Source organism: Leifsonia araucanica, assembly GCF_051161895.1.
Taxonomy (GTDB): Bacteria; Actinomycetota; Actinomycetes; order Actinomycetales; family Microbacteriaceae; genus Leifsonia.
Window position 1 is genome coordinate 3,774,401 of sequence record NZ_JBMBTW010000002.1, and the last position, 15,431, is coordinate 3,789,831.

The 15,431-nt window shown below is 69.6% G+C and carries 12 protein-coding genes; 6 read left to right on the forward strand and 6 right to left on the reverse strand.

Annotated features, from left to right (window positions below):
* Nucleotides 1–23 precede the first annotated feature (23 nt).
* Entirely contained in the window at nucleotides 24–1,250 is a 1,227-nt protein-coding gene (locus ACN6M5_RS18145) for an acyltransferase family protein (RefSeq protein ID WP_434951997.1), read from the forward strand.
* Here ACN6M5_RS18145 and ACN6M5_RS18150 read toward each other — a convergent pair.
* Genes ACN6M5_RS18150 through rfbB form a run of 4 tightly spaced genes read right to left on the reverse strand, consistent with a single transcriptional unit; the run spans nucleotide 1,227 to nucleotide 5,480 of the window.
* Nucleotides 1,227–2,435, reverse strand: a complete 1,209-nt coding sequence (locus ACN6M5_RS18150) for an acyltransferase family protein (RefSeq protein WP_434952000.1) — start codon at nucleotides 2,433–2,435, stop codon at nucleotides 1,227–1,229. The genes ACN6M5_RS18145 and ACN6M5_RS18150 overlap by 24 nt on opposite strands.
* A gap of 60 nt (nucleotides 2,436–2,495) precedes the next feature.
* Nucleotides 2,496–3,641, reverse strand: a complete 1,146-nt coding sequence (locus ACN6M5_RS18155) for a glycosyltransferase family 4 protein (protein ID WP_434952003.1) — start codon at nucleotides 3,639–3,641, stop codon at nucleotides 2,496–2,498.
* Nucleotides 3,616–4,491 (reverse strand): dTDP-4-dehydrorhamnose reductase, encoded by an 876-nt coding sequence (gene rfbD, locus ACN6M5_RS18160; RefSeq protein ID WP_434952006.1) that lies wholly within the window; start codon nucleotides 4,489–4,491, stop codon nucleotides 3,616–3,618. Before rfbD ends, ACN6M5_RS18155 begins: the two co-directional genes overlap by 26 nt.
* On the reverse strand, nucleotides 4,491–5,480 hold the full coding sequence (gene rfbB / locus ACN6M5_RS18165) for a dTDP-glucose 4,6-dehydratase (RefSeq protein WP_085369142.1): 990 nt from the start codon (nucleotides 5,478–5,480) through the stop codon (nucleotides 4,491–4,493). The genes rfbD and rfbB overlap by 1 nt, the downstream gene beginning before the upstream one ends.
* Nucleotides 5,481–5,608: 128 nt before the next feature.
* Between rfbB and ACN6M5_RS18170 the strand changes: the two genes are divergently transcribed.
* From ACN6M5_RS18170 to ACN6M5_RS18190, 5 genes are all read left to right on the forward strand, one after another.
* Nucleotides 5,609–7,501, forward strand: coding sequence for a cell wall-binding repeat-containing protein (locus ACN6M5_RS18170; RefSeq protein WP_434952010.1), 1,893 nt, complete (start codon nucleotides 5,609–5,611; stop codon nucleotides 7,499–7,501).
* Nucleotides 7,502–7,510: 9 nt separating this feature from the next.
* The gene (locus ACN6M5_RS18175; protein WP_434952011.1) at nucleotides 7,511–8,122 is read left to right on the forward strand and encodes a dTDP-4-dehydrorhamnose 3,5-epimerase family protein; all 612 of its coding nucleotides are present in this window, start codon (nucleotides 7,511–7,513) and stop codon (nucleotides 8,120–8,122) included.
* A gap of 5 nt (nucleotides 8,123–8,127) precedes the next feature.
* Nucleotides 8,128–8,997 carry a glucose-1-phosphate thymidylyltransferase RfbA gene (gene rfbA / locus ACN6M5_RS18180; RefSeq protein ID WP_085369139.1) on the forward strand — a complete coding sequence of 290 codons (870 nt, stop codon included), beginning with the start codon at nucleotides 8,128–8,130 and terminating at the stop codon, nucleotides 8,995–8,997.
* Between the two features lie 175 nt (nucleotides 8,998–9,172).
* The gene (locus tag ACN6M5_RS18185) at nucleotides 9,173–11,512 is read left to right on the forward strand and encodes a cell wall-binding repeat-containing protein (protein ID WP_434952014.1); all 2,340 of its coding nucleotides are present in this window, start codon (nucleotides 9,173–9,175) and stop codon (nucleotides 11,510–11,512) included.
* A gap of 172 nt (nucleotides 11,513–11,684) precedes the next feature.
* Nucleotides 11,685–13,772, forward strand: a complete 2,088-nt coding sequence (locus tag ACN6M5_RS18190) for a cell wall-binding repeat-containing protein (RefSeq protein ID WP_434952017.1) — start codon at nucleotides 11,685–11,687, stop codon at nucleotides 13,770–13,772.
* On the opposite strand, the gene ACN6M5_RS18195 is transcribed toward ACN6M5_RS18190, so the two are convergent.
* Both ACN6M5_RS18195 and ACN6M5_RS18200 read right to left on the reverse strand, forming a co-directional pair.
* Entirely contained in the window at nucleotides 13,759–14,577 is an 819-nt protein-coding gene (locus ACN6M5_RS18195) for a glycosyltransferase family 2 protein (RefSeq protein WP_434952019.1), read from the reverse strand. The genes ACN6M5_RS18190 and ACN6M5_RS18195 overlap by 14 nt on opposite strands.
* Nucleotides 14,559–15,401, reverse strand: coding sequence for a glycosyltransferase family 2 protein (locus ACN6M5_RS18200; RefSeq protein WP_434952022.1), 843 nt, complete (start codon nucleotides 15,399–15,401; stop codon nucleotides 14,559–14,561). The genes ACN6M5_RS18195 and ACN6M5_RS18200 overlap by 19 nt, the downstream gene beginning before the upstream one ends.
* Between the last annotated feature and the right edge of the window lie 30 nt (nucleotides 15,402–15,431).

A 15,431-nucleotide genomic window follows, 5' to 3' on the forward strand; every position in this document is an offset into this window, starting at 1 on the left:
CTATGTCGAGTACTGGTGTGAATGTGACGAAAAAAACGGGTGGACGGCTGGCCTCCCTCGATGGTCTTCGAGGGGCGGCGGCGCTGATCGTGGTGCTGCACCACGCGATGTACACGAACCCCAACTTCCCCGGCACACCGGGCGGGGGCACGGCTCCGAGCGGTTCTCCGATGTGGTGGATCAGCTACACGCCGCTGAAGCTGTTCACGGCCGGCTGGGAGTCGGTCATCGTCTTCTTCGTCCTCTCCGGGCTCGTCGTGACCCTGCCGGTCGTCCGCAAGCGCGGCTTCGACTGGATCGCGTACTTCCCCCGCCGTGCTGTTCGGCTGATGGTGCCGGTCATAGCGTCCGTGCTGCTCGCGGCCGGGTTCGTCGCGGCCATCCCGCAGGTGAGCACCCAGCCGAAAGGCACCTGGCTCAGCGACTCGTCGACGCCGGCGTTCAGCTGGGAGTACATCGTCAAGGCCTGGGACCTGCTCGGCGGAGACGGCCAGATCAACAACCCGCTCTGGTCGTTGCGCTGGGAGCTGATCTTCTCGCTTGCGCTTCCGGTGTTCGCCATCGCGGCCATCGCGGTGCGCCGCTGGTGGCTGGGCGGCCTCGCCGCCGCCGTGCTGCTCACCTGGCTGGGCGTCCGGACGGACGCCGGCGCACTGTCCTACCTGCCCGCGTTCTTCGTCGGGGCCGTGCTGGCCGTTCGCCTGGACTCGGTGCGGATCTTCGCCGAGCGCCTGAACGCGCGCCGCATCCGGCACCTGGTGTGGGCGGCGATGACGCTCGGCAGCGGCGCGCTGATGATCGCTCCGTGGCTGTTCGGGCCCGGTGTCGCCGACCTGCCGGAGCTCGTCGCCGTGCTCAAGGGACTGATGCCGCTCGCCGCAGCAGGACTGGTGGTCGCCGCGATCGGCTGGAAGCCGCTGCACGCCCTCTTCGAGTCGCGCCCGCTGCAGTACGCGGGAACCATCTCGTTCAGCCTGTACCTGGTGCACGTGCCGATCCTGATCTTCAGCACGTACCTGTTCGCCGGGCAGGCCTGGTACGTGCCGCTGCTGTTCGGCATCCCGCTCGCCGTTCTCGTCGCCATCGGCTTCACCTGGCTGATCGAGCAGCGCAGCCACGGCTGGTCACGCGCCGTCGGCGCCTGGGCGTCCGAGCGCTACCGCGCCTGGTTCGGCCCCGAGCAGGCGAGCGAGGCAGCAGGGACGGCCGAGCAGGCCGCCGTGGAGTCAGGCGCGCGGGTCGGACGCTAGCTCGCGCGCCGGGGTCTGCTGCGCATCCGGTGCAGCCGCTTCGGCGTTCCGGTTGGCGAAGACGCGGGCGACGGCGGCTCCGGTGATCTTCGACAGCGTGTGCGAGCGCTTCTCCACGAGCACGTAGAAACCGGCGGAGACCGCGATGGCCGTGACGACGGCGAGCACGGCGACCACGGGAAGCGACAGCGTCGGGAACAGGTAGTAGAGGGTGATGATGATCGGTACGTGCACCAGATAGAGGCTGAACGACACCAGACCGGCCCAGCGGAGCGGCCCGACCGACAGCAGCCAGGCCAACGGCGCCCACTCCAGGCAGCAGATCAGGATGAGCAGCGCGGCAACGGGCTGGAATCCGGCGAGCAGCATCAGCGGGATCGGCGTCAGTCCCGGGAACAGCCACGTGCCGATCAGCAGCAGCGAAGATCCGACGAACACCACCGCCCAGACCAGGTGCCCGAGCCGCCACGACGAGATCGTCGACCCCAGCTTCCGGATCTGCGGGAACAGCGCTGCTGCGACGGCCCCGACGAAGAAGGCGGGGAGGTAGCGGAAGCTCTTGCCCTGCGAATCGATGCCCAGGAACGTCGACAGGACGGCGAGAGCGAGCACGAGCGGCCAGAAGCGCCGCAGAGCCACCGCGAGCCCGACGAAGAGCGCCAGGGCCATCGAGAACGCCATTTCCCAGTAGATCGACCACAGCGGGTTGTTGAGCGCCACATCCGCGTTCAGCGGGTCGATGTTCACGACGAAACGCTCGATACTCAGCGGGTACACGCTGGTCGACGCCACCCACGCGCTGGTGCCGAACCGCGGGATCTGGGGCACCAGCAGGGCGAGAGCGGCGGCGAACACCAGCGAGCAGAGCACGGGCAGGCCGATGCGGACGAGACGGCGGGGGAAATACGCCATCCAGTCGAATTCCCTGGGCTTCAGAACAGGGAGGCTGAGCACGAAGCCGCTCAGCACGAAGAAGATGATCACGGCTTCCGGACCGGCCGTCAGGAGTTTGAGGGGGGAGTGGCTGAACCACCACGCCCACGATCCTTCGGACGGCAGCGTGCCGCCCACGTACGTCGCGGCCATCGGCTGGTACAGCAGGCTCACATGGTGCGCGACCACGATCAGCGCGGCGACGCCGCGGAGCCCGTCGAGGGAGGTGAGGCGGCGAGAAGAGGAAGACATGACCGGGTCAGAATAGCAACGACGGCCTGGACAGTCTCCGAGCGCGCCGTGCCGGGGTGCCTACAGGTCGGCGTGCAGCTGCCAGACGCGCTCTGCCGAGTCGCGCCAGCTGAACGCGCGGGCGCGGTCGGCGGCCAGGATGCCGAGCCTGCTGCGCAGCACATCGTCGGTCAGCACCCGGCCGATGGCCGCCGCGAGCCGCTCGGAGTACGCGGCGTCGTCCGGGGTGTCCGGTCGTTCCACCACGAGTCCTGCGCCCGCTGCGACCTCGACGAGGGCGGGGTCGTCGGAGTGGATCACGGGCAGGCCGAACTTGAACGCCTCGACGATCGGCAGCCCGAACCCCTCCGCCAGGCTGGGGAAGACGAACACCGTCGCGCGGTCGAGCGCGACGGCGAGGTCGGCGTCGTCCAGGTGGCCGAGCGCGCGCACCCTGTCTTCCGGGAGTCCGGCCGCAGCAGCGACCCCGGTGGCCGAGCCGTCGCCGTACCTGTCCGGTCCGGCGATGATGAGCGGGATGTCCTGGGCGTCCGGCAGGGCGACGGCACGGATGAGCGGTGCGATGCCCTTGCGCGGCATGATCGAGCCGAGCGTGAGCGCGTATCGCTCGGGGAGGCCGAGCCTGGCCGCGCGCTCGTCGGCGTCCGCGGGGAGGCGCAGCGTCGTGGCCGGGGCACCTCCGATGACGCGCACCCTGTCGCCGAAGTCGATGAACTCGCCGAGCTGGTCCGCGATGGCGTGCGTCGGCACCACGATGGCGTCCGCGTGCTTGCGGGCGCGCTTGGCCATCGCCTTGTGCCAGAGGGCGTTGGCGGAGCCGAGCGATTCCGGGTGCAGCCAGGGGAGCACGTCGTGGATGGTCACCGCGATCTGGTCGCCGTCGTTCACCCTGTCGTGCTTGCGCAGCGGAGCCAGCAAGCTGGGCGCGTGCACCATGCCGCTCACGCCGCCGAGCTTGAGCCCGGACTGCCAGGCCATGACGAGTTCGCGCCTGCCCATCGGCAGGGTCGTGATCGACGCGATGCCGGGCAGGAGCATCCGGAGGTCGTCGACGATGTCGTCGGAGACGTTGGGGACGATGCCCTCGACCTGGCACCCCGCCGGCGCCGTGGCGATGAGCTGCCTGGTCAGTTCCTCGGTGTACCTGCGCGCCCCGCCGGGGGCGTCGCCGATGAGCTCATCAACGACCACTCTCAGGGTTGTCATGCTGCTCCAGAACTCCGTGACGCGCTGCGTCTGCCAGTGCTTCGTCCCACGCGCGCATGGGCTCGAGGCCGGCGGCGCGCCATGCCTCGTGACCGAGCACCGAGTACGAGGGCCGAGGTGCAGGGCGGGCGAACGCGGAGCTGTCGGTCGGTGTGACCCTATCAGGGTTCAAACCGGCCTCGCTGAAGACCGCCTTGGCGAAGCCGTACCAGCTCGTCTCGCCCGCGTTGGTGCCGTGGTAGACCCCTACCGGGGCGTCCGCGTCGAGCATGGCGACGATCTGTGCCGCCAGGTCGGCCGTCCAGGTGGGCTGGCCGAGCTGGTCCTCCACGACGCTGACGGTCTCGTGGCTTCCCGCGAGCTTCACCATCGTCTTGGCGAAGTTCGCGCCGCCCGCTCCGTAGAGCCACGCGGTGCGCACCACGTACGTGCCGTCCGGATGCGCTGCGAGCGCCAGCTCCTCGCCGGCGGCCTTCGTGCGGCCGTACGCGTTGATCGGATCGCGCGGGGCGTCCTCGGCGTACGGGGCGCTGCCGTGGCCGTCGAACACGTAGTCGGTCGAGACGGTCACGAGCTTCGCGCCGTGCTGCTTCGCCGCGATGGCGAGGTTCTCCGGGCCGGTCGCGTTGATCGCGTACGCCTCGTCCTCGTGCGTCTCCGCGTCGTCGACCTTGGTGTACGCGGCCGCGTTGATGACCACGTCGTGGCCCGCGACGGCGGCGAGCACGGCATCCCGGTCGGCGACATCGAGGTCTGCGCGGCGCAGAGCGGTGACCTCACGGCCGGCGAGCGCCTGCTGCAGGTCGAGGCCGAGCTGCCCGGCGGCGCCGGTGATCAGGTAGCGCGTCATCAGTTGTCCAGCGCGGCGCGTGCCTTCAGCGGCTCCCACCAGCTGCGGTTGTCGCGGTACCACTGCACGACGTCTGCGAGGCCCTGCTGGAACGGCACGAGCGGCTCGTAGCCGAGCTCTGCGCGGATCTTGGAGATGTCGACCGAGTAACGCAGGTCGTGGCCGAGGCGGTCGGCGACGCGGTCGACGTACGACCAGTCCTTGCCGGTCGCGTCGAGCAGCAGCTGGGTGAGCTCCTTGTTGGTGAGCTCGGTGCCGCCGCCGATGTTGTAGATCTCGCCGGCGCGGCCGCCCACCAGCACCATCGCGATGCCGCGCGTGTGGTCGTCGACGTGCAGCCAGTCCCGGATGTTGTTGCCCTCGCCGTAGAGCGGGACGTGCTTGTCGTCGATCAGGTTCGTGACGAACAGCGGGATGACCTTCTCGGGGAAGTGGTACGGGCCGTAGTTGTTCGAGCAGCGCGTGATCGAGACGTTGAGGCCGTGCGTGCGGTAGTAGCTGCGCGCGAGCAGGTCGCTGCCCGCCTTCGACGCGGAGTACGGCGAGTTCGGCTCGAGCGGCCGCTCCTCGTCCCAGGAGCCCTCGGCGATGGAGCCGTAGACCTCATCGGTGGAGACGTGGACGAAGCGCTTCACGTCGTTGCGCAGCGCCGCGTCGAGCAGCTGCTGGGTGCCGAGCACGTTGGTCTCGACGAAGATGGATGCGTCGCGCACCGAGCGGTCGACGTGCGACTCCGCCGCGAAGTGCACGACGGCGTCGATCTCGGGGAACAGCTCGTCGAGCAGGCCGCCGTTGCGGATGTCGCCCTTGATGAAGGTGTAGCGGGGAGAGTCGGCCACGGGGGCCAGGTTCTCCAGGTTGCCCGAGTACGTCAGAGCGTCCAGCACGACGACCTCTGCGCCTTCGAGGCCGGGGTACGCATCCTGCAGCGTTCGCCGGACGAAGTTGGAGCCGATGAAACCGGCGCCGCCGGTGACGAGAATTTTCATGGAAAGTAGGACCTGCCTCACGGATTCTGGACTGCCGCAGAGATTCTACCCGGTCGCTCCCTGAGAGCCTTCACCGATAGGCAATGCGGATATTGCAGGGGTGCACGGTTCGTTCTAGGCTCGCGCTCGTGACTAACACGGGGGAGCGCGTCCGCACGCGCACGAAATTGTTCGGGATCATCGCGGCGGGGGCCACGGCGATCGCACTGCTCTCAGCGCCGACGGCGGCGGTGGCCGACACGTCGGACGACCAGAGGGCCGCCGCGTACTACGCCCAGGTGCAGGCGGCGGCGGCAGCGGCGGGCACGGCGACGTCGCCGGAAGCCGAGCAGCAGAACGTGATCGACGGGATGGGCGAGTTCCACGCCGCAGGGGCGTCCGACGCTGTCGCGTCGAAGTTCGTCGCGGGCAACCTGGTGAGCGACGCGGTCTTCTACAAGGGGAACGCGTGGAGCGCCGCGACCATCCAGTCGTTCCTGAACACCAAGGGCGCTGGGTGCACGACCACCGCGGCACCCGGATGCGTCAAGAATTTCAAACAGACGACGCCGTCCAAGGCGGCCGACCCGATGTGCGCGGCATACCAGGGGGCGGCGGGGGAGTCCGCGGCCACCATCATCGCGAAGGTGGGCGTCGCCTGCGGCATCAACCCGGTGGTGCTCGTCACGATGATCCAGAAGGAGCAGGGGCTCGTCTCGACCAGCGCTCCGACCCAGTGGATGTACGACCACGCCACGGGCTGGAACTGCCCGGACACGAGCCTCGGCTGTGACAGCAGCGCAGCATCCACCGGGTTCTTCAACCAGGTCTACGGCGCCGCGTGGCAGTTCAAGCGCTACGCGGACCCTGCCGGCACCACACGGTCGTTCGGCTGGATCAAGGTCGGCAAGGTGAACGCGGTGCGCTACAACCTCGACGCCTCCTGCGGCTCTGCCCAGGTCGCCATCTTCAACAAGGCGACCGCCGCGCTGTACTACTACACGCCGTACACGCCGAACGCCGCCTCGCTCGCCAGCTACCCGGGAACCGGTGACAGCTGCTCGGCATACGGCACCCGCAACTTCTGGATGCTGTTCAACGCCTGGTACGGATCGTCCACCGCTGGCTCGGTGCCCGCGCTGTCGCGCCTCTCCGGTGGGGACAGGTACGAGACGTCCGCCGCCATCTCCCGCGCCGCATACCCGAGCCCCGGCGCAGGCGTCGCCTCTGCGTACATCGCGAGCGGCTTGAACTTCCCCGACGCGCTCGCCGCCGCTCCGGCGGCCGCGAAGCTGGGCGGGCCGCTGCTGCTCGTGCAGACCACCGCTGTTCCCGCTCCGATCATGACGGAGCTGCGCAGGCTCAAGCCGGCGAAGATCTTCATCGCAGGCGGAGCGGCCTCCGTGACGGATGGGGTGGTCCAGCAGCTGCGCTCCGTCGCATCGTCGGTGACGCGGGTCTCTGACTACGACAGGTTCACCACCTCCATCGCCATCGCGAACCAGGCGTTCCCCGCCGGAGCCGACACGGCGTACATCACCTCGGGGTTGAACTTCCCCGACGCACTCTCCGCCGGCGGAGCCGCCGGAGCGCAGGGCAAGCCCGTGCTGCTGGTCAACGGCGCGCTCGGCTCGCCCGACAGCCTCACCGTCGCCGAGCTGCGCAAGCTCAAGGCCACCAAAGTGAACGTCGTCGGCGGCCCTGCCAGCGTGTCCGCCGGATTCGCCAACGGCCTGCAGAAGCTCGGCTTCACGGTCACCAGGCTCGCGGGCAGCGACCGCTTCGCCACCAGCGTGGCCGTCAACGCCGCCGCGTTCCCCGGGGCGACGTCCACCGCGCTGCTCGCCTCCGGGGCCGCATTCCCCGACGCGCTGTCCGGAGCGGCGTACGCCGCGGCGGCGAAGAGCCCGCTGCAGGTCACCCCGCAGGGCTGCGTGTACCCGCAGGCGGCGGAGCAGACGCTCCGCGCTCCGACGTACAAGCTCCTCGGCGGAACCACGGCGCTCAGCGATCTCGTGGGGAAGCTCAGCGTCTGCCAGTAGACTCCTGGGGTGCAGATTCGCGAATTGAGTATTCCTGACGCTTACGAGATCACTCCGAAGCAGCACGCGGACGACCGCGGACTGTTCCTGGAGTGGTACCGGTACGACCGTCTGGAGGAGGCCGTCGGCCACTCACTGAACCTCCGCCAGGGCAACACGTCCGTCTCCAAGCGCGGTTCGGTGCGCGGCATCCACTTCGCCGACATCCCCGTCGGGCAGGCCAAGTACGTCACCGCCACGCACGGCGCCGTGCTCGACTTCGCCATCGACATCCGGGTCGGCTCGCCGACATTCGGGCAGTGGGACACCGTGCTGCTCGACGACAAGGACCGCAGGGCGATCTACGTCTCCGAGGCGCTCGGCCACTGCTTCGTCGCCCTCACCGACGACGCGACCGTCAGCTACCTCGTCAGCGACGTGTATAACCCCACCAGGGAGCACGGGATCGACCCGCTCGACGCGGAGATCGGCCTGCGCTTCCCCGAGGAGGCCGGCGAACTGCTGCTCTCCCCGAAGGACACCGAGGCCCCCGGCCTCGCAGAGGCCGCAGCGGCCGGGCTGCTTCCCACCTGGGAGGCCGCCCGCGCGTTCTACGCCTCGCTCGACAACGGAGGTAACTGACCGACATGCGCGGAATCATCCTGGCCGGCGGCTCCGGCACGCGTCTGTGGCCGATCACCAAGGGCATCTCGAAGCAGCTGATGCCGATCTACGACAAGCCGATGATCTACTACCCCCTCTCGACGCTGATGATGGCGGGGATCAACGAGATCCTCATCATCACGACGCCGGAGTACAACCAGCAGTTCAAGGCGCTGCTCGGCGACGGGTCGGAGCTCGGCATCCGGCTCGAGTACGCCGTGCAGCCGTCCCCGGACGGCCTCGCGCAGGCGTTCATCATCGGCGAGGAGTTCATCGGGGACCAGTCGGTGGCTCTGGTGCTCGGCGACAACATCTTCCACGGCGCAGGGCTCGGCTCGTCGCTGCGCAACCACAGTGAGATCGACGGCGCACTGATCTTCGCCTACCACGTGAGCAACCCGACGGCGTACGGCGTCGTCGAGTTCGACGACAGCTTCACCGCCGTCTCCATCGAGGAGAAGCCGGTCAAGCCGAAGAGCAACTACGCGGTGCCCGGCCTCTACTTCTACGACAACTCCGTCGTCGAGATCGCCAAGACGATCGAGCCGAGCGCGCGCGGCGAGCTCGAGATCTCCACCGTCAACGAGCGCTACCTGGATGCGGGCACTCTGCAGGTGCAGGTGCTCGACCGCGGCACGGCGTGGCTCGACACCGGCACATTCGAGTCGATGATGCAGGCCTCCGAGTACGTGCGCGTGATCGAGGACCGGCAGGGCTTCAAGGTCGGCTGCATCGAGGAGATCGCCTGGCGCGCCGGGTGGATCGACGACGCGCAGCTCGCCGTCCTCGCCGCGCCGCTCGTGAAGAGCGGGTACGGTCGCTACCTCAACGGGCTGCTGGCCGTCGACGCCTGAGCGCCACGCGCATCCACGTCGGAAGGCTCCCGCTGTCGCGAACAGCGGGAGCCTTCGTCGTTTCCGCGGCGTGGCGAGCCGTCGCGCACGCGTGTGCTGTCGAATAAGGTGGCTGGTGGCGCCCGACCGCGCTGTCTACCGGCTCGCCCCGGCACACCGTCTCCGAGGAGCTCCCATGACCGACCTCCGTCTGGGTACGGCGATCGTCGCCGCCGTCTGCGCCACCATCGCCCTGGGGATCGCGGGCCCGGCCGCCGCAGCGCCGGCCGCGCCGGCGGCCTCCCTCGCGCGGCAGGCAGCCGACCCGGCCCCGACGCTGCCCGGAGGAACGCCGACAATGGGGGAGTACGCCCCCGAGACCTTCGCCGCAGCGGCGGCCCAGCTTCCCGCCGACCTCACCGACGCCGTCCAGCGTGACCTCGGTGTCACTCCCGAGGAGTACCTGAGCGACGCGGCGGCGGCGACAGACGCAGCAGCGGTCGTGTCGTCGCTGAAGAAGGACGGCGTCGACGTGGTGGCGTCGCGCATCGACGGCACGGACCTCCACGTCACCGTCGCGTCGTCGGCGGACATCGCTCCCGCGGAGGCGACGGGAGCGACCGTGACCGTCGGGTCCGCCCCTCCCGCCATGAGCGGTCTCCGGCTGAACGCGGCGGCAGCGCCCCTGCTCGGCGGGACGGCGTGGGGCTACCTCGTCGACGCGAACAGCGGGGAGCGCTGCTCGATCGGCTTCAACGGCACGGACGCGAGCAACCAGCAGCAGTTCGTGACGGCAGGGCACTGTGTGCAGGGAACGCCGTATTCCTCGATCATGCAGATCGTCCAGAGCAGGCCGAGCGACCCGGCCGCGCAGTTCGGAGCGACCATCGGCTCTCCCGTCGCCGGGACGTTCCGGTTCGGCGGCGGCTTCGACTCCGGCCGGATCGCGGTGACGAACACCGCGTTCGCCCCCCAGGCGGCCATCTCCACCTGGGGCGGTGCGCAGGGCGCGCCGACCGCGAGTTCGCTCGGCATCAAGGGCGACACGACGGCCGTCGTCGGGGCCTCGATGTGCAAGTCGGGGTCGAGCAGTGGCTGGACCTGCGGAAAGGTGCTCGCCGTCGACGCGATGGTCGACGTGGACGGCCAGGACGTCAACGAGATCATCAGCGACGCGTGCGTGCTGAAGGGCGACAGCGGCGGTTCGGCCGTCGTCGGTGCGTACGCCCTCGGCGTGACGAGCGCCAGCTCGCAGTCGGACACCTGCGGCTCAGGACAGCTCGGCGCCTTCTTCCCGCTGCGCTCCTCCGCATCGTCGAGCGTCGCATCGCAGCAGCCCGGCTGGAAGCTATCGGTGGCCGTCTCGGCGCCCGTGCCCTCCGTGCACGACGGTTCGACCGTGTTCGCTCCCGGATCGCTGACCGGAACCGTCGCGGGCGGGAACGCCCAGACGACTGTGTCCGTCTACTACGACGGCCGCACGGACGCCTCCGGCGCGAACACGACGGCCACGGTGTCGTCGGCGGGGGCGTGGAGCGTTCCCCTGCCCACGACGCCGGGGAAGCACACATACCGCCTGGTCTCGCGGTGGGGCACCACCGCGGCCGCGACCTCGACGGGGACGATCACGACCGTCGCCAAGCCCGCCGTCGCGCGGCTGTCCGGCAGCGACCGCTTCGACACCGCCGTGCAGATCTCGCGCGCCGGATTCCCCGGCACGGCGAAGGCGGTGGTCGTCGCCTCCGGAGTCGACTTCCCGGATGCGCTCTCGGCAGCACCCGCCGCGGTCGCGCTCGGCGCCCCGCTGCTGCTGACGATGCCCGGGGCGCTCCCCGCATCCATCGCCGCCGAGATCGCCCGGTTGAAGCCCACGAGGATCATCGTGGTCGGCGGGGTCAACGCCGTATCCGCCGGTGTCGCGAAGACCCTCTCGTCGTACGGCACGGTCACCCGGCTGGCCGGGGGCGACAGGTACGAGACGTCGAGGAAGGTCACGGCGTTCGCCTTCGGGAGCGCGAAGCGGGTCTACATCGCCACGGGGACCTCGTTCCCGGATGCGCTGTCGGCCGGAGCGGCGGCCGGATCGTTCGCGAATCCCGTCGTGCTCGTTCCCGGCTATGCCGCGGGAGCGGACGCGGCGACCTCGTCGCTCATCACGAAGCTCGGCGCGACCTCGATCGCCGTGGTCGGCGGCCCGGTGAGCGTATCCAACGCGCTCGCCACGTCGCTCGGCCGGATCGCCCCGGTCACGAGGCTCGGGGGCAGCGACCGCTTCGAGACCGCGCAGGTGGTCAACAAGAACGTGTTCTCCTCGGACACGGCCCTGTTCGTCGCCTCCGGGGTGACCTTCCCGGACGCCCTGGCCGGATCGGCGCTCGCGGGAGCGAAGGGCGCCCCGCTCTACGTCGTGCAGACCGGATGCGTCGCCCAGAGCACCGTGGCGGAGGTCGGCAGGCTCGGCGCGACCGCCATGACCGTCCTCGGCGGGACGGCGGCGCTCTCGTCCGGCATCTCGTCGCTCAGCGTCTGCCCGTAGCCGTTTCACCCCCGAACGGGGTGCGGCAAAACTGAGGCAAATTCAATAAACGAGCGTTCGACGCAATTTGCATGCAATTCCTTTGCGTCAGAGGGCCCGAACGCTGCGTATCCTGGCTAGGCTCGACGATGTGTTGACCCGCCACGCTCGCGCGCGCCTTCTCGCAGCGCTCATGACGACCATCGCCGTGACGCTCGGAGGCGCGATTCTCGGCGCGCCTGCGCAGGCCCAGGAGCCGGGGTCCGCATCGGCAGCGGTGTCCGCATCCCGACCGGCCGCCGGGGTTCTCGGCCCGGTGAAGACGGCTGTCGCCTCCGGGTTCGATCCGGGCAACATCATCAGCGACTACAACTTCTACAACGGCTCGGCGCTCGACGCCGGCGCCATCCAGGCGTTCCTGAACACCCAGGTCACCACCTGCCGCGCCGGATACACCTGCCTCAAGGACTACCGCCAGAGCACGTTCTCCCGGGCCGGAGACGCCATGTGCGCGGCATACACCGGAGGCGCGAACGAGACCTCGGCGACGATCATCGCCAAGGTCGGCGCCGCGTGCGGGATCAGCCAGAAGGTGCTGCTCGTGCTCCTGCAGAAGGAGCAGGGGCTGGTCAAGGACACCTGGCCGACCACGGGACAGTACAACAAGGCCACCGGGTACGCCTGCCCGGACACCGCGGCGTGCGACTCGCAGTATTTCGGTTTCTACAACCAGGTCTACATGGCGGCCTGGCAGTACAAGCGCTACGGCAACCCGCCGGGGACCAACAACTCGTTCACCTGGTTCCCGGTCGGCCAGGTCAGCGCCATCCGCTGGAGCCCCAACGCCGCGTGCGGCGCCGGCAACGTGCTGATCCAGAACAAGGCCACCGCCGCCCTCTACTACTACACGCCGTACCAGCCGAACGCCGCGGCCCTCGCCAACCTGTACGGCACGGGCGACGGCTGCTCCGCATACGGCAACCGCAACTTCTGGGTGCAGTACACGGACTGGTTCGGGCCCACCTCCGGTGGCGTCCCGCCGACCGGCAACTACGAGTCGGCCACGCTCACCGCGTCGTCGTTCTCGGTCGCGGGATGGGCGATCGACCTCACGCTCGCGACCTCGGTGGTGAGCGTGCAGATCACCTGGAACACCCCGTCCGGAGTCAGCACGCAGACGGTGGCTGCGTCGGCGTCCAGGCCGGATGTCGGCAACGCCTTCCCGGCGGCAGGCGCCAACCACGGGTTCAGCGCGAGCATCCCGCGCTCGGGCGACGGCCAGTACTCCGCCTGCATCACCGCCATCGCGGCACCGGGCAACACGGCGGGGAACGCGCCGTTCGGCTGCAGGACCGTGCTGTTCTCCTCCGGCATCAACGGCAGCCCGACGGCGGGCAGGGTGCAGGGAGCAGACCGGTTCGACACTTCGGTGGCCGTGTCCAAGGCCGCGTACCCGGCCGCGGGCGTTCCTGTGGCGTACATCGCATCCGGCGCGAACTTCGCCGACGCGATCAGCGCTGGACCGGCTGCGGCCGCCCAGAAGGGACCGCTGCTGCTCGCGAACGTCGGCTTCGTCCCCTCCTCGGTGCTGACCGAGCTGAAGCGGCTCGCGCCGAAGAAGATCGTGGTGGTCGGTGGAGCAGCAGCGATCGGGGACGACGTGCTGGCGACCCTGCGCACCGTCCAGCCCAACACCGTGCGGGTCGCGGGCTACGACCGCTTCGAGACCTCCAGGCAGCTTGCGAAGTACGCCTTCCCTGCGGCCACCGGCGCGTACTTCGCGTCCGGCGTCAACTTCCCGGATGCGCTCTCCGCCGCGGCAGCAGCTGGCGTCGCCGCGCAGCCCATGCTGCTGGTCACCGGCTCTGCTGCCCTGGATGCGCCGACGGCGTCGTACCTCGCCGCCTCGGCCGTGAAGACGGCCACGATCATCGGCGGGCCCAGCGCCGTCGGGAACGGCTACGAGACGGCGCTGAAGAACGTCGGAGTGACCGCGACGCGGATCGGCGGAAGCGACAGGTTCGAGACGAGTCACCTGATCAACGCGTCGAAGTTCCCGACCGCATCCACGGTCTACATCGCGGCGGGCACGACCTTCCCGGACGCGCTCTCCGGCTCGACGCTCGCCGGGGCGACCAGAGGCCCGCTGTTCGTCACACCCGGCTGGTGCGTCCCCCGCTCGATCGGCAACGACATCGCGAAGATGAAGGCGACGAAGGTGGTCTTCATCGGTGGCCCTGCCGTGCTGTCCGCTGACGCGGTGGCGTTCAAGCCGTGCTGACGTCGTCCAGCTGCAGGTAGCGGTAGAACTCCGCCTTGAGCTCGGCCAGGGAGTGGTGCTGATTGGTCTCGTCGAGGACGAACTCGATCGGGGTGTCGACCTTGCGCAGGCGCCAGCCGCGCTTGCGGGCGTAGCCGCACATCCACACGTCTTCGAGGAACGCGAAGTAGCGGGGGAGTTCGGTGAAGAACGACAGGTCGCTGACGATGTCGATGTCGCACGCGCAGCCGCCGGTGCCCACGTAGCTGACCCGGTCGCCAGGCTCTGCCGGCCTGCGGGCCCAGTAGTCCCCGTCCATCGTCCAGGCCCAGAACCCGGCGATGGTGTGCGGCCCAGACGCGGCGAGCAGGTCGGTGACCAGGTGGTCGCTGACGTCCTGGTCGTCGTCGAGCATCAGGAAGGCGCCGCGGTAGCCGTCGACGTAGAGTTTGCGCGCCACGAAGAAGCGGCCGAGGCCGCCCACGTTCACCCTGCTGGTGAACATGCTCACCTCGGCGAGAGCGCCGTGCGGGCGGTACGCGGCGATGCGCTCGCGGTAGTACGCGGCGTCGGCAGGGCGGTTGTTCCAGAACAGCAACCGGATGCGCGTGCCCTGCTGCGCATCCAGCTGGGTGAGGATCGCGTCGATGCGCTCACGGCGGTTCCAGAGGCAGATGATGATCGCGACCTCGCCGCCCTCCGCTGCGCCGTGCAGGCGCTGCGGGCGGAACCGGCCGGAGCGGTAGCGGGCCATCGCCCAGCGCCAGCGCGCGGCGGACACGGCGCGGCGCGCGAACGACGACGCACTCACCGGGAGACCCACCACAGGCGGCCCCACAGGCCGAAGCGGACGGCGAGACGCAGCGGGGCGAAGTACCAGCCAGCGTACTTGCGCGACAGATACCGGTATGCGCTGTCGTGGTGGGCCTTCTCCATCGTGTGCGCGTCGCGCGACGTGGAGTGCGCGCCGGTGTGCGTGACGACGGCGTCCGGGATGTACATGTTGCGCCAGCCCGCTTGCCCGAGCCTGGCGCCCAGGTCCACGTCTTCGAAGTACATGAAGTATCCGGGGTCGAAACCGCCCAGCTCGCGGTATGCCTCCGCACGCACGAGGACGCACGCGCCAGAGAGCCAGCCGGCCGCCCTGCGGGACTCCGTCTCGCGCTCTGCGCGGTAGCGCACCGTCCACGGGTTGGTGGGCCAGATGCGCCCGAACAGCGCGTGGGCGACGCCGGTGCGCAGGGAGGGGAGGCGGCGGGCCGACGGGTAGACGGTGCCGTCCGCATCCAGGATCTTGGGGCCGAGCGAGCCGGCGCCCGGCAGCTCCTGCGCCGCGGAGGCGAGCACGTCGATCGCGCCGGGCTGGAAGATCACATCCGGGTTCGCGACCAGGATCAGGTCGGGGTTCGAGGTCGCGGCGTCGACGGCGGCGCGCACGCCACCGCCGTATCCCTCGTTCTTCGGCAGCTCCACGAACGTGTACCCGGCCGCGCGCACCAGCTCGCCCGTCTCCGCAGCGCCGTCGGATGCGTTGTCGACCACGATGACCTCGACGACGCTCGAGCCTGCCGACGGCAGCGACGACAGGAACGGGCGCATGGCCTCGGTCGAGTTGTACGTCACCGTGACGACGAGAACGGAAGGAGTCATGCGTGCTTTCTTGTGCGGCCTGCTGGCGGG

Coding starts and splice junctions, on each gene's coding strand:
- ACN6M5_RS18150 (WP_434952000.1), bottom strand. CDS start 2,435: ATGTCTTCCTCTTCTCGCCGCCTCACCTCCCTCGACGGGCTCCGCGGC.
- ACN6M5_RS18155 (WP_434952003.1), bottom strand. CDS start 3,641: ATGACAACCCTGAGAGTGGTCGTTGATGAGCTCATCGGCGACGCCCCC.
- rfbD (WP_434952006.1), bottom strand. CDS start 4,491: ATGACGCGCTACCTGATCACCGGCGCCGCCGGGCAGCTCGGCCTCGAC.
- rfbB (WP_085369142.1), bottom strand. CDS start 5,480: ATGAAAATTCTCGTCACCGGCGGCGCCGGTTTCATCGGCTCCAACTTC.
- rfbA (WP_085369139.1), top strand. CDS start 8,128: ATGCGCGGAATCATCCTGGCCGGCGGCTCCGGCACGCGTCTGTGGCCG.
- ACN6M5_RS18185 (WP_434952014.1), top strand. CDS start 9,173: ATGACCGACCTCCGTCTGGGTACGGCGATCGTCGCCGCCGTCTGCGCC.
- ACN6M5_RS18190 (WP_434952017.1), top strand. CDS start 11,685: ATGACGACCATCGCCGTGACGCTCGGAGGCGCGATTCTCGGCGCGCCT.
- ACN6M5_RS18200 (WP_434952022.1), bottom strand. CDS start 15,401: ATGACTCCTTCCGTTCTCGTCGTCACGGTGACGTACAACTCGACCGAG.